The sequence below is a fragment of the Pedobacter sp. BMA genome, from assembly GCF_001027745.1.
Classification (GTDB): domain Bacteria; phylum Bacteroidota; class Bacteroidia; order Sphingobacteriales; family Sphingobacteriaceae; genus Pedobacter.
Map to the genome: position 1 here is coordinate 1 of NZ_LECU01000008.1, position 13830 is coordinate 13830.

The 13830-nt window shown below is 42.3% G+C and carries 10 protein-coding genes; 3 read left to right on the plus strand and 7 right to left on the minus strand.

Annotated elements, in window-relative coordinates:
• Nucleotides 1-487 precede the first annotated feature (487 nt).
• Nucleotides 488-1186: a ComF family protein gene (locus tag AB669_RS18180; RefSeq protein ID WP_047800788.1), complete on the plus strand. Its 699-nt coding sequence runs from the start codon at nt 488-490 to the stop codon at nt 1184-1186.
• 46 nt (nt 1187-1232) lie between these two features.
• On the plus strand, nt 1233-2609 hold the full coding sequence (locus AB669_RS18185) for a hypothetical protein (protein ID WP_047800789.1): 1377 nt from the start codon (nt 1233-1235) through the stop codon (nt 2607-2609).
• 119 nt (nt 2610-2728) lie between these two features.
• On the opposite strand, the gene glyA is transcribed toward AB669_RS18185, so the two are convergent.
• Together glyA and AB669_RS18195 are read right to left on the minus strand one after the other, a co-directional pair.
• Nucleotides 2729-4000 carry a serine hydroxymethyltransferase gene (gene glyA, locus AB669_RS18190; RefSeq protein WP_047800790.1) on the minus strand — a complete coding sequence of 424 codons (1272 nt, stop codon included), beginning with the start codon at nt 3998-4000 and terminating at the stop codon, nt 2729-2731.
• Nucleotides 4001-4080: 80 nt separating this feature from the next.
• Nucleotides 4081-4821, minus strand: a complete 741-nt coding sequence (locus AB669_RS18195; RefSeq protein WP_047800791.1) for a ScpA family protein — start codon at nt 4819-4821, stop codon at nt 4081-4083.
• Between the two features lie 154 nt (nt 4822-4975).
• On the opposite strand from AB669_RS18195, the gene dxs reads away from it, so the two are divergent.
• Nucleotides 4976-6904 carry a 1-deoxy-D-xylulose-5-phosphate synthase gene (dxs, locus tag AB669_RS18200; protein WP_047800792.1) on the plus strand — a complete coding sequence of 643 codons (1929 nt, stop codon included), beginning with the start codon at nt 4976-4978 and terminating at the stop codon, nt 6902-6904.
• 440 nt (nt 6905-7344) lie between these two features.
• Here dxs and AB669_RS18205 read toward each other — a convergent pair whose 3' ends face one another.
• From AB669_RS18205 to AB669_RS18225, 5 genes are all read right to left on the minus strand, one after another.
• Entirely contained in the window at nt 7345-8334 is a 990-nt protein-coding gene (locus AB669_RS18205; protein ID WP_047800793.1) for a UDP-glucuronic acid decarboxylase family protein, read from the minus strand.
• A gap of 1 nt (nt 8335) precedes the next feature.
• Entirely contained in the window at nt 8336-9646 is a 1311-nt protein-coding gene (locus tag AB669_RS18210) for a UDP-glucose/GDP-mannose dehydrogenase family protein (protein ID WP_047800794.1), read from the minus strand.
• 43 nt (nt 9647-9689) lie between these two features.
• Complete coding sequence (locus AB669_RS18215) at nt 9690-11297, minus strand: hypothetical protein (protein ID WP_047800795.1); 1608 nt, start codon at nt 11295-11297, stop codon at nt 9690-9692.
• 142 nt (nt 11298-11439) lie between these two features.
• Complete coding sequence (locus tag AB669_RS18220; protein ID WP_047800796.1) at nt 11440-12357, minus strand: sugar phosphate nucleotidyltransferase; 918 nt, start codon at nt 12355-12357, stop codon at nt 11440-11442.
• Between the two features lie 3 nt (nt 12358-12360).
• Nucleotides 12361-13728 carry an undecaprenyl-phosphate glucose phosphotransferase gene (locus tag AB669_RS18225; RefSeq protein WP_231582713.1) on the minus strand — a complete coding sequence of 456 codons (1368 nt, stop codon included), beginning with the start codon at nt 13726-13728 and terminating at the stop codon, nt 12361-12363.
• Nucleotides 13729-13830: the final 102 nt, after the last annotated feature.

Sequence of the window (13830 nt, forward strand, 5' to 3'; positions counted from 1 at the left end):
AAAATATATTTTAGCTTTAAACTTCTTCTTTCTCCTAAAACACTGTTTTTCAAGCAGAAAAATTTAACCGCCATTAAAACATTTATCGCTTTAGGTTGTTTGCAGGCCCCGGCAGGAAAAGACCACTATATATAAGCTTCACTTTCCTTTGTCCTTTTGTGTCTTTGTGGGATAATCATTTAAGCGCTCTATTCCCTGGTTCACGTACATCGGACCCATGACACAAAAGGTAAACCCAAATCAATAGCTTAAAACCCCAAAATCAAACTCACAAAACCCCGTTTCCAGCATTCCGCTAGGATAAAAGCACCCAAAATCGGCCTTGAAGCCTATAAGATGGCACTTTTATAGGAACTTTATCCTAGCATGTTCCTTTCTTGTCCCTACCTTGTTCCTTTGTGGTACCTATCTGTTAAGTGCAATGGTACTGCGAAACACGAACCAAACACCTATTGCACCTTTAGGGTTAAAACCTTAAATTAGTTACATGTTAGCAATAAAGCGCTGGAGCTCAGACTTATTTAACCTATTGTTTCCGAATCTGTGTAATGCATGCGGAATCCCCCTTTATCATAACGAAAATTTGATTTGCACCAAGTGCCTTTACAACCTGCCTTATACCGACTATCACCTGTACAACGAAAACCGGGTCGCAAAGCAGTTCTGGGGTCGGGTTCCCTTAAATGCTGCCATGGCCATGCTTTATTTCAGAAAAGGATCAAAAGCACAAAACCTGATTCATGCCCTGAAATATAACGCCAAAACAGAAGTAGGCACAGTGATGGGAACTTTAATCGGCGATCGGCTTAAGGCAAATCAACTGTATGCAGATATCGACCTGATCGTACCCGTACCACTTCATGCAAAAAAACTCCGGAGCAGGGGTTATAACCAAAGTACATTCATCGCTCAGGGAATTTCAGCCGCATTAAATGTTAGCGTTTGTGAAAATGCACTGATCAGGAACGTAGCTACTGAAAGTCAGACTAAAAAAAGCAGGTATAACCGTTATGAAAATATGCTGTCGGTTTTTACCACTAAAGATTCTACGCTGTTTTTAAACAAACACATTTTATTGGTGGATGATGTGATTACCACAGGAGCAACTTTAGAAGCCTGTGCCAGCCTGATGTTAAGCCATGGTGCTGCAAAGGTAAGTGTTGCAGCAATCGCTTTTGCAGAATAAGCATCTACCTATTGCAATACATAGAACAAATACATAAGTTTGGAGTATGCGTCTGCTCATTTGCACCTGGATCATCACTATCTTTTTCCTTGCTTCCTGCAGGAAAGATGAACGCATTACAACCGATCCCAACGCCATGCTGACCTTTGCGAACGACAGCCTGTTATTCGACACCCTGTTTACAACAATCGGCTCAACAACTAAAAGAATCAAAATCGCAAATCCCAACAGAAGCGCACTAAACATTGGACAAATCAAACTCTCCGGCGGGACATCATCTTCCTATCACCTGAACATTAATGGTGAATCAACTAATCTGAAACAAAACCTGATCATCAACGGTGGCGACTCCATCAACATCTTTGTGAAAGTAACCATCGACCCCAAATCAACGGCCTTGCCCTTTCTCGTACAGGATTCGATCATCATTAATTATAACGGGAATAAAAAGGCATTGCAACTGCTGGCTTACGGACAAAACGCTGTTTTTATCAATGGCGGAACGTTAAGCGGCAATGTAAACTGGACAAACACCCTCCCATACGTGATCAGTGGAAGTCCGACAATTACAAAAGGAAGCCAGGTAAATGTTTCAGCCGGTGCTAAAATTTACTTTCATAAAGACGCCACGCTGAATGTTGAAGGGGTCTTAAATGTAAACGGCTCCATTGCCGCGCCTATAATGTTTTGCAGCGACCGGCTTGAAAGTATATATAGCGAACAGGCTGGCCAGTGGCAGGGCGTTCATTTAAAACCATCAGGCAATGCGCTTATTAAAAATGCAGTGATTAAAAATGCATCGGTTGGCATCACGTCCGATTCTTTGTCGCAAAACACCAATGCTAAGCTTATTTTAGCTAACACGATCATTAAAAACATGCAGGTAGCAGCTTATATCGGTTATCACTCCGAACTTAACGCATTCAATTGCCTCATGTATAACTGTGGAAATTATATTCTTTACGCCGTTGGCGGAGGCAATTATAACCTTAAACAGAACAGCTTTGCAGGATACAATCCCGATTTTCCGAGAAAAAATGCCGCGTTGACCTTTTCTGACTATCTATCGGCCAACGCCTATAACAACCTCCAAATCAACCTGACCAATAATATCATCTGGGGATCCCTCAGCAATGAAATAGACATTCAGAAAAAGAGTAACGCCGTTATTCAATCGGTAATCATGAACAATTTAATCCGCACCACCAATGCTGCGCTCAGTACAAACAATAATGTTATCAATACCGATCCGCAATTTGTAAGTCCTGTTTCAGGCAACTTCAATATATCAATTACCAGTGTCGCCATCAGAAAAGGGGTAGACCTGTCTGGTGATTATTATTTCAGCACTTATTTGAATAAAGACATCAATGGGGCTGACAGGATTTTCCCTTCATCTTTAGGCTGTTATCAGAAATATTAATTTTTTTTCACTTTATGAAAACAAAATCTCTTTAGTTTTCGTTTATATAATTGAGAGCGTTAATTTAGATGGTAAGGGTCGATATTTCTTCAAAGAGTATCGGCCCTTTACTTTTTATGCTATTTATATAATGGAAATGCACTTACCAGCTTAACCACCTCAGCTTTTACTGCATTTAAGTTTGCCTCATCTTCCGGATTGGTCAACACCTGATCGATTAAATCAACGATTTGTTCCATTTCCGCTTCTTTTAAACCACGGGTTGTGATTGCAGCGGTACCCACACGGATACCCGAAGTTACAAATGGTGATTTATCATCAAAAGGCACCATGTTTTTGTTCACCGTGATTTCAGCCTTTTCCAAAGCGTTTTCTGCCAGTTTACCTGTGATGTTTTTATTACGTAAATCAATTAACATCAAGTGGTTATCCGTACCACCAGAAATGATTCCGTATCCTTTAGCAACAAAAGCTTTCGCCATTGCCTGCGCATTAGCCGCTACCTGTTTAATATATGTTCCGTATTCTTCACTTAAAGCTTCACCAAAAGCAATGGCTTTTGCAGCAATAATATGCTCTAGTGGTCCGCCTTGAGTACCCGGGAAAACTGCCATATCCAATACGCTGCTCATCAAACGAACTTCACCTTTTGGCGTTTTTAATCCCCATGGGTTTTCAAAATCCTGTCCCATCATAATCATACCACCACGAGGACCACGTAAAGTTTTATGTGTAGTTGTGGTAACAATATGGCAATGTGGAAGCGGGTTAGCCAACAATCCTTTAGCAATTAAACCTGCTGGGTGAGAAATATCAGCCAGTACCAAAGCACCAACCTGATCCGCTACTGAACGGATGAAAGCATAGTCCCACTCACGTGAATAAGCAGATGCACCGCAAATAATCAACTTTGGTTTTTCTGCCAAAGCCACCTCTTCCAGTTTTTTATAATCAATTAATCCGGTTTCCCTGTCTACACCATAAAAGAACGGCTGATAGGTTTTACCAGAAAAATTTACCGGAGAACCGTGGGTTAAGTGACCACCATGAGAAAGATCAAATCCTAAAATTTTATCACCTGGTTGCAAAACCGCTAACATTACGGCTGCATTCGCCTGCGCACCTGAGTGTGGTTGAACGTTCACCCATGCAGCACCAAATAATTCTTTTGCCCTGTCGATTGCAATCTGCTCTACCACATCCACTACCTGACAGCCGCCATAATAGCGCTTTCCAGGTAAGCCTTCAGCATACTTGTTGGTGAGTACTGAACCAGCAGCTTCCATTACTTGCTTGCTTACGAAGTTTTCTGATGCGATAAGCTCTAAACCATGCTCCTGGCGGTTTAGCTCCTGATCAATGAGGTCAAAAATTTTGGTGTCGCGTGTCATCCTATTATATAAGGTTTGTATTATTTTCGCAAAAGTAGGCATTTTATTTCAGACTCAGCAAACCAACTTGCTACTTGATACTAGACGCCCGACACTAAAAAGTTATTGTATCCACTCCCGATCTTGATCTCGACAATCTGCTGTTGCAGCATCTCTAAAATCGCCAGGAAGTTATAAACGAAATGCACTTTGTTTTCAGAGTTCTTCAGCACCAGGGCAAAGTCGATTTGTTTATTGATGTCGAGCAGGTTGGCGATAAAATGTTTCTGCTGTTCAATGGTGTAAGGGTACTGCACTACGGTGTGCTTCACTTCCTCACTCCGCAACTCATACTTCTGCATCGTACGGTGGTATACGGTGAGCAACTTATATAAATCCAGCGAAAGCAACTCATCCTGATGGGAAGATGACTCCGCAGCCAGCGTTAAATCGTATTCAATGTTTCCGCGGCGCTCCTGCTGCAAGCGCGCTTCTTCAAAAACCTTCATCTCTTCCGCTGCCGACTTAAACTGCTTGTAGGCGATCAGCCTGGCAATCAGGTCTTGCTCCGGATTAATCTCATTACCCGATTCATCAATCTCCATGCGGGGCAACAGCATTTTCGACTTAATGCGCATCAGGGTTGCCGCTACCAATATAAATTCACTGGCTACTTCCACGTTGAGGGAAAGCAACTGGTGAATATAAGCAAGGAAATCGTTGGTGATCTTCGCAATCTCCACATCCTGGATGTTCAGCTCATCCCGCTCAATAAAGAATAAGAGCAAGTCGAAGGGGCCTTCAAAAACAGGAAGTTTGATTTCAAAATTGGAGTCTGGCATGCAAAACAAAAATAGCAATAGTGTTAAGGATTAACAATATTATATTTTGGCTGCTCAAAGTCGTTTTCTGCTCAGCTTTATACTCGCTACTTAATACTTGATACTTGACATAAAAATACCTTACTTTGTATCTTGTTTTTTACTATAATACTGAATGCAAGTTAAAGCTGGCCCCCTATTATCTACCATTAACTATCCCGCTGATTTAAAGCAGTATAGTGAAGAAGACTTAGTGCAAATTAGCCAAGAGTTACGTCAATACATTATTGATATCGTGAGTGTGAATGGCGGCCATTTCGGTGCCAGCTTAGGTGTTGTGGAGCTAACAGTAGCCTTACACTATGCATTAAACACCCCTTACGATAAAGTAGTGTGGGACGTTGGTCACCAGGCCTATGGACACAAAATCCTGACCGGCCGACGCGATTTGTTCCATACCAACCGCGTTTACAAAGGCATCAGTGGTTTCCCGAAAATTTCTGAGAGTAAATATGATACCTTTGGTGTAGGTCACTCTTCTACTTCCATCTCGGCTGCGCTGGGTATGGCTGTGGCGTCTCAGCTTAAAGGCGAAACCGACAGGCAGCATGTAGCCATCATTGGCGATGGTGCCATGACTGCCGGACTGGCTTTCGAAGGACTCAACCACGCCGGGATCGAAAACAGCAATGTGCTCGTGATCTTAAACGATAACTGCATGTCTATCGACCCTAACGTAGGTGCATTAAAAGAATATTTAACCAGCATTACCATCTCCAAATCGTACAACCGATTCAGGGATGATATTTCTACCGTACTTGCAGGCCTCTCTAAATTGGGCCCCAATGCACATAAGTACGTGAAGAAAATAGAAAAAAGCATCAAAGGGACTTTACTTAAACAAAGTAACCTCTTCGAAGCGCTTAATTTCCGTTATTTCGGTCCGGTTGATGGGCACGATGTCAAACGCCTGGCGCAAACCATCAAAGATTTATCTGCGATACCAGGACCGAAACTGTTACACTGCGTAACGGTAAAAGGAAAAGGATTCGCACTTGCTGAAAAAGACCAGACCATTTGGCACGCCCCAGGTTTGTTCGATAAAATTACCGGCGAAATCAAAAAAAGTATTCCCGATAAGCCTCAGCCGCCTAAATACCAGGATGTATTTGGCCATACGATGGTGGAGCTTGCCGAAGCCAATGCTAAAATCGTAGGCATTACCCCCGCCATGCCTTCAGGCTCTTCCTTAAATATCATGATGAAGGCCATGCCTAAACGGGCATTTGATGTGGGTATTGCCGAGCAGCATGCCGTCACTTTTTCTGCTGGTTTAGCCACGCAGGGACTGGTACCTTTCTGTAATATTTACTCCAGCTTTATGCAACGCGCCTATGATCAGGTGATCCATGATGTGGCCATTCAAAAGCTGAACGTGGTATTCTGTTTAGACCGTGCAGGTTTAGCTGGTGCTGATGGTGCAACCCACCATGGTGCGTACGACATTTCTTACATGCGCTGCATCCCGAACCTGATTGTTTCCTCTCCCATGAACGAGGAAGAGCTGCGCAACCTGATGTATACTGCCCAGCAGGATAACATCGGACCATTCGTAATCCGCTACCCTCGTGGTAATGGCGTGATGCCCGACTGGAAACGTCCTTTCAAAGCGCTGGAAATTGGTAAAGGCCGCAAAATCTCAGATGGTGAAGAAGTCGCTATCCTGACCCTTGGTCACGTAGGGAATTTCGCCGTAGAAGCTACCGCTGAATTAAACAGCGAAGGTTTATATCCGGCACATTACGATATGCGTTTCGTAAAACCTCTAGATGAGCAAATGCTTCATGAAGTTTTCTCTAAATTTAAACATGTAATTACTGTAGAAGATGGTTCACTGCCGGGTGGTATGGGCTCAGCGGTAATTGAGTTTATGGCCGATCACCAGTACAGCGCTAATGTGGTGCGTTTGGGTATCCCCGATCAGTTCATTGAGCATGGTGAGCAACCGGAGCTATGGGCAGAGTGTGGTTACGATAAAGAAGCGATTGTTAGTGCGGTTAAGAAAGTAGGGACAAAAAGGGTAACGAATACGTTGGTGGGGTAAGGGTTGTCGCGGGTTTTTACCACCTCAGACATTTTAGAACACCTGAGATTTCACACGATCTAAAATCTATTTTTTCCGAATTTTACTGTTTTTTAACATGTAAGGGATGTAAGGACAGATGAGTTCGATACGCCCAAACTACATATAGTATTAACCCGGTTTCCTGGGCGGGCAGTAAGGAATGTAAGGACAGATCAGTTCGATAAACCCAAATTACATCTACCATTATCCCGATTGCCTGGGCAGGGAGTAAGGAATGTAAGGACAGATCAGTTCGATGTATCCAAACTACATATAGCATTATCCCGATTGCCTGGGCAGGGAGTAAGGAATGTAAGGACAGATCAGTTCGATGTATCCAAACTACATATAGCATTATCCCGATTGCCTGGGCAGGCAGTGAAGCATGCTCCTTTCCCGGTTGCCCGGGAAGGAGGCACTTATTTATTAAAAGTGGTGAAGTCTTTATGCTCTATTTTCTCCAGGGCTTCAGCAGGTAAAGACCTGAAATAATCATAGGTAATTTTTAGTCCCTCGGCACGGCCTACCTTAGGCTCCCACCCCAGGATGGCTTTCGCTTTGGTAATGTCTGGTCTGCGTTGTTTCGGATCGTCTTGCGGAAGTTCTTTGTACACAATCTGCTGATTAGTACCAGTAAGCTTGATGATTTCCTCGCAGAACTGCTGGATGGTAATCTCATCCGGATTACCGATGTTTACCGGTTGTGCATAGTCGCTCATCAGGAGGCGGAAAATCCCTTCGATTAAATCATCTACATAACAGAAAGACCTCGTCTGGCTGCCATCGCCGAACACCGTTAAATCTTCACCTCTTAAAGCCTGACCGATAAAGGCAGGCAACACCCGACCGTCATTTAAACGCATGCGCGGGCCATAGGTGTTAAAGATCCTCACGATCCGGGTTTCAACCCCGTGAAAGGTATGATAGGCCATCGTAATGGCTTCTTGGAAACGCTTGGCTTCATCATATACCCCACGCGGACCAACCGGATTCACATTGCCCCAGTATTCCTCTGGCTGAGGGTTTACATTTGGATCGCCATAAATTTCTGAAGTGGAAGCAATCAGCATTCTCGCTTTCTTGGCTCTCGCTAAACCGAGCAAATTATGCGTGCCTAAAGAACCTACCTTCAGGGTCTGAATCGGAATTTTAAGGTAATCAATCGGACTTGCAGGTGAAGCAAAATGAAGGATATAATCTAAGTTTCCGGGGATGTGTACAAACTTGGAAACATCGTGGTTATAAAACTCAAAGTTCTCCAGTTTAAACAAATGCTCAATATTGGCCAGATCACCTGTAATCAGGTTATCCATGCCAATCACATGGTAGTCTTCCGCAATAAAGCGGTCGCATAAGTGCGAGCCTAAAAATCCGGCAGCTCCTGTTATTAATATTCTTTTGCGCGCCATGTTAATCAATCAGTTTACGGCCAATGCTATTGTAATAATAACCCAGGTCAATCATCTTCTGTAAATCGTATAAATTACGGCCATCAAAAATCACCTTATTTTTTAAAATCTGATCGATCTTTTCGAAATCCGGATTACGGAATACCGACCATTCCGTAGCGATCAAAAGCGCATCGGCACCTTCAAGGGCATCATACTGGCTTTGCGAATAGTTCACCTTATCACCAATCACCGCCTGAACGTTTTCCATGGCTTCCGGATCGAATACCGTAACCGTAGCCCCGTTTTTCACCAGCGCATCGATGATGTATAAAGCAGGAGCCTCACGGATATCGTCGGTTTCCGGTTTAAATGCCAGTCCCCATAACGCAAAATGTTTGCCCTGTACGTTGCCTTTGTAATATTTTAAAACCTTATCTACCAATATGGTCTTTTGTCTCTCGTTCACTTCCATCACCGATTTCAGGATCTGGAAATCGTATTCATAATCATCAGATGATTTTACCAGTGCCTGCACATCTTTAGGAAAACAGGAGCCTCCGTAACCTACGCCCGGGAAAAGGAACCTTTTGCCAATGCGCTCATCCGAACCAATGCCTTTTCTCACCGCGTCGACATCCGCCCCTACCAGTTCGCATAAGTTGGCCACCTCATTCATAAAGGTAATTTTTGTAGCCAGGAATGAGTTTGCTGCATATTTGGTCAGCTCTGAAGAACGTTCATCCATAAACAGGATTGGGTTTCCCTGGCGCACATAAGGACCGTAAAGTTCAGTCATCAGCTTTTTGGCTTTTTCACTTCTGGTGCCCAACACCACGCGATCAGGTTTCATGAAGTCATCCACAGCTACCCCTTCGCGCAAGAACTCCGGATTCGATACCACATCCACTTCAATGTTGCTGTGGGCTTCAAATACCGCTTTTACTTTATCTGCAGTCCCCACCGGAACTGTCGATTTGTTTACGATAATTTTATATTCTGTAATCAGTTTTGAAATGTCTTTGGCAGCACCCAATATAAAAGACAAATCTGCTGCACCATCCCCACCCGGAGGCGTTGGCAATGCCATGAAAATAATCTGTGCAGCCGCTACCGCATCAGCCAGGTTGGTAGTAAAAGTAAGCCTGCCCTGCGCAATGTTGCGGTGAAAAAGTAAATCCAAACCAGGTTCATAAATGGGCACTTCCCCATCCTGCATCTTTTTCACCTTACTTTCGTTAATGTCTACACAAATCACGTCGTTACCAGTCTCTGCAAGGCAGGTTCCTGTAACCAAACCTACATATCCTGTACCTATTACGGCTATTTTCATATTGCTATTAAATGATTGATAAAATGTTGAATGTAAAAGGGGATTAAAAGTCGGTATACAAGTTTCTAAACGAACTGCGTAAACCGAAAGTGATGATGCCGGTATTTTGTTTACCCTGCATATTGCTTTCCCTTCTTACAATACCACCTAGTTCTAAACGCAGGTTATATTTAGGATTCACTACGTAAGCAACTCTACCCTCCGCGTAAACCAGATCCGTTCTTACGCCTTGTGTGGTATAGTTGCCATTCGGTTGTACTACATCGGTGTAGGGCTCGAAGATGTTCTTGCCATAATTCTGACCGGTAGCATCCAAACCATATTTCGCATACATCAACTCGCCACTGAAATCAAAACGTTTGTATGAATAGTTTAACAAGCCCACTACTTCCCTGAAGTTTGCACCCAGTGGATGCGCTAAAGGTTCATTGTAGTTGGCATAATTGCCGATCCGTGTTCTTGACGAATAAGTATAGGGTTTGGCGGTATTATATTCCAATAGGTAATTCAAACCAGCAACTTTAAATACATCTGCCCCTCTCACCCCTAACTGCCAGCCATATTTATTACGGGAGCTACCTGATGAAGAAAAGAAATTCTTAGCTTCAAATTCATCTAAAGAAAATTGGCCATAAGCCACCAGTTCTTTTGAGAATTTATATTTACTGGTAAAACCGATTAAAGCATTATCCGGTGAGCCACTTGAAGCTTCTACAGGACGCAAAAATATAACCGGACTGGCGTAGCCCCAGTCGAACCCACGTTTGTTACCTTCATCATCATATTGCGACCAAACGATTGAATCAAAGAAACCGATTGATAAACGATTGTTCACATTCCAGTCTAAATAATGAAATACCCCACCCTTCTTTCTGTTTCCGGCATCGTATGATAATTTAGGTGCCCCAGGATCTTGCATAGATGTCCACATGGCCATATATTGCACATTTCCCAGGTTAGCCGTTAAACGCAATAATGGTGCTGGCGATGAAAAATCAGATAATAGCATCGAGCGATAACCATCACCAATAAAGGTTTTATCGTAACCAGCAGTAATGTTTAGATATTTAATCGGTGTATAAGATAAAGTCGCGGTAACGTATGACCAGTCAAGCGAGCTTTTGCCGCCGTTGAAACCATACGCGCGATTGTAGGATTGCCCTGGTACTACTCCGGTGCTATTTACATAGTTGTTATAATATTGAGAAAACTGTCCCTGGTTCTCATAACCGCTGGTGTAGAAGGAGAACTTCTTTCCTACTGTTCCACCCACCTGGTATCCCCTGGTATTTAGCCAAACATTCTGTTTACCGGAGAAGTCTTTCCCAATCTGGAAATCAGGAAGGAAGTCTGCGTATACCGTAAAGTCTTCTTTCTTGATATCTAATAAATGTTCCTGCCAAAGCTTACGGCCACCCCATGATTTGCGGCTCGAATCTCCGTTATAACTCAATAACATACTCGCTTTCTTCACGATCAAACTGTCATCAATAAAGAAAGGCTTTAGAGAACTATGAAAACGCGTTTCTGGATTGTAGATTTCTGCGCCTAACTTCTGGTAAAACTGATAAGAATAAGGCTGATACTGCGATTGTGCACTTAACCGGCTGATTGAGATAGCCAAAAGAACGAGTAGTAAGATTTTTTTCATGGATATTGTTTATGTACCGGTTACAAAAGAACGGAAATTATACGGGAAACGGAAAATTCGATCATCAGGCCTGGCTGTTTACGCAAAAATCCCGCTTGCGCAGGATTAATACTATATATGTTTAACGACTTAAAAAGCAAACTTAATTAACTAATGCTTCTTTCCAAAGAACTTCAGGATAAACTCCCTCATGTGTCAGTTTCAACAACTCTTCTTTTACTATTGGCGCATCATCCTTAAACGTTACCCCAAACCATTTCGCATCCGTAGGAATTACTGAGATTGCGGCGTTTCCACTTTTGATCATCTGATCTGCTACTTCCGGGATTAAGAATTCTGCTTTAAGCTCATTCTTATTTTCTTCCAAAAACTGATAGTATTGTTTTTCCATCCAATTAATAAATGTTGGATCAAAACAGAAAAAGTTCATGCTTACCTGCGTATCCTGATCCAGGATTTCCTGGTGATCATTTTCAAGACTTACGATTTTGCCATCTTTTAAAATGATTTCTCTTCTTTCTTTGATGGAAACAATTTCGTTATGAGTATTGGTTTTAATTTCACCCCTGGTGACCGCACCAAATTCACTTACCGTATTTTTTAGTGCATAACCCAGGCATGCGTATTTGCCGTCAGCAATTTTTGTTGTCAAAAATTGATAAGCCTGTTGAAAGGCGTCAAAACCATAAAAATCATCTGCATTAATTACTGCAAATGGCTCATTCACTTTACCTTTGCAACAGAGCAATGCATGAGCTGTGCCGAACGGTTTGACACGATCCTGATTAAATTGAATCCCATTGCTAAAGCTATCTAACGATTGAAATACATAGTCGAGCTCTATCTTACCGTTTAACTTCGCTTCCATTGATTTTGCAAAAGCCTTATGAAATTCTTCCCTAATGATGAAAATTACTTTACCGAATCCGGCTTTGATGGCATCATAAATAGAGTATTCCATAATGGTTTCCCCATTTGGCCCAAAAGACTCTGTCTGCTTATTCCCTCCATATCGGCTCGCCATTCCTGCAGCCAGTATTACTAATGTTGGTCTTGTCATATTTTAAAATGCATTCTCCTCGCCTTTTACCATGTTGATCACGGTCATGAAGATAATCTTCACATCCAGCATAGCCGACCAGTTTTCCAGGTACCAGATATCGTGTTCCACCCTCTTCACCATCTTATAATCTTCTTTGGTTTCACCACGGTAACCGTTTACCTGCGCCCAACCCGTAATACCTGGCTTAAGAAAGTGACGTACCATAAATTGGTCTACGATTCCTTTATACTGTTCCGTATGGCTTAACATATGTGGGCGTGGTCCGACAACACTCATGTGCCCCATGAAAACATTGAAAAATTGTGGCAGTTCGTCAAGACTTGATTTCCTTAAAAATTTGCCAATTGGCGTAATGCGGTCATCATTCTTACTCGCTTGTCTTTTATCACTATCGGCATTCATGCGCATACTTCTAAATTTGAAACACCAGAAAGGCTCATCATCCCGACCACTACGCAACTGCTTAAACAGCACTGGCCCTTTACTCTGTAACTTAATCAATAGTGCAATGATTGGATATAACCAGCTTAAGACAAACAGAATCACTAGTCCACTAAAAACTACATCAATGACACGTTTCTTGAAACGGTTGTGAATTTTCTCTAAGGGTTCGGAACGAAGTGAAATTACCGGAAATTCATTCCCTAAATAACTCACCGTGTAAGGTGATAAAAGGGCGCCGCTGATATCGGGAATGAATTTCAACCTTACACACTGACGTTCCGCCTCCTCCGTTAATAATAACATATCTCCCATACGCTCTGGTGCGATGGTCACATAGATGTCTTTAATCCCTTTGTCTACGGCTTGTTTAAACTGTCGACCTACGGCTTCGGAAAGGTGTCCATCCCGATCGCGATATTCTTCAGGCACATCGTTGATAAAACCATGAAATTCAATATAGCGCTGTTTTTCAAAATAACCTGCCAATTGTAAACCAGTCGCATTATTCCCCATAATTGCGACAGACTTAACCCCTCTCAGATGATTAAATAATAGAAACTGAAAAGAAGTCCCTATGAAGCGATTCACCAGGAACAATATGCCAAGCATTCCATAAAAGACCACTAAGAATGACCTGGAGAATTCATTTTGCTTTGAAAAGAATAGATAGACAGCAAATAGAACCGCATGTAAAACTACACTTTTCCAGGTTCCACGATAAATTCTCTCGATACGTCTTGATCCATATTCGGTATATAAACCAAAACTAGTGGTACTTACAATCCAAATTAAATTGCAAACCACTACATAATGCCATTGCAATTCGGAACTTAAGGATTTTCCAAGATAACCTGTAAATTGGAACGCTAAAAAATACACCAGATTGACCATTAAAAGATCGGTAACTGGTAATATGTATTTCAATATAAATAAGTAACGTGTTTGCATAGGCTATGAGTGCGCTGTATAACAGACAATTTAATTTTTTGTTTGAAAGTCTTTAGATATGAACAAAATTAATGCCCA

Excerpts from the sequence above, each read along its gene's own strand:
- AB669_RS18215 (WP_047800795.1), bottom strand. The coding sequence starts at position 11,297 with ATGAAAAAAATCTTACTACTCGTTCTTTTGGCTATCTCAATCAGCCGG.
- glyA (WP_047800790.1), bottom strand. The coding sequence starts at position 4,000 with ATGACACGCGACACCAAAATTTTTGACCTCATTGATCAGGAGCTAAAC.
- AB669_RS18220 (WP_047800796.1), bottom strand. The coding sequence starts at position 12,357 with ATGACAAGACCAACATTAGTAATACTGGCTGCAGGAATGGCGAGCCGA.
- AB669_RS18195 (WP_047800791.1), bottom strand. The coding sequence starts at position 4,821 with ATGCCAGACTCCAATTTTGAAATCAAACTTCCTGTTTTTGAAGGCCCC.
- dxs (WP_047800792.1), top strand. The coding sequence starts at position 4,976 with ATGCAAGTTAAAGCTGGCCCCCTATTATCTACCATTAACTATCCCGCT.
- AB669_RS18205 (WP_047800793.1), bottom strand. The coding sequence starts at position 8,334 with ATGGCGCGCAAAAGAATATTAATAACAGGAGCTGCCGGATTTTTAGGC.
- AB669_RS18185 (WP_047800789.1), top strand. The coding sequence starts at position 1,233 with ATGCGTCTGCTCATTTGCACCTGGATCATCACTATCTTTTTCCTTGCT.
- AB669_RS18210 (WP_047800794.1), bottom strand. The coding sequence starts at position 9,646 with ATGAAAATAGCCGTAATAGGTACAGGATATGTAGGTTTGGTTACAGGA.
- AB669_RS18180 (WP_047800788.1), top strand. The coding sequence starts at position 488 with ATGTTAGCAATAAAGCGCTGGAGCTCAGACTTATTTAACCTATTGTTT.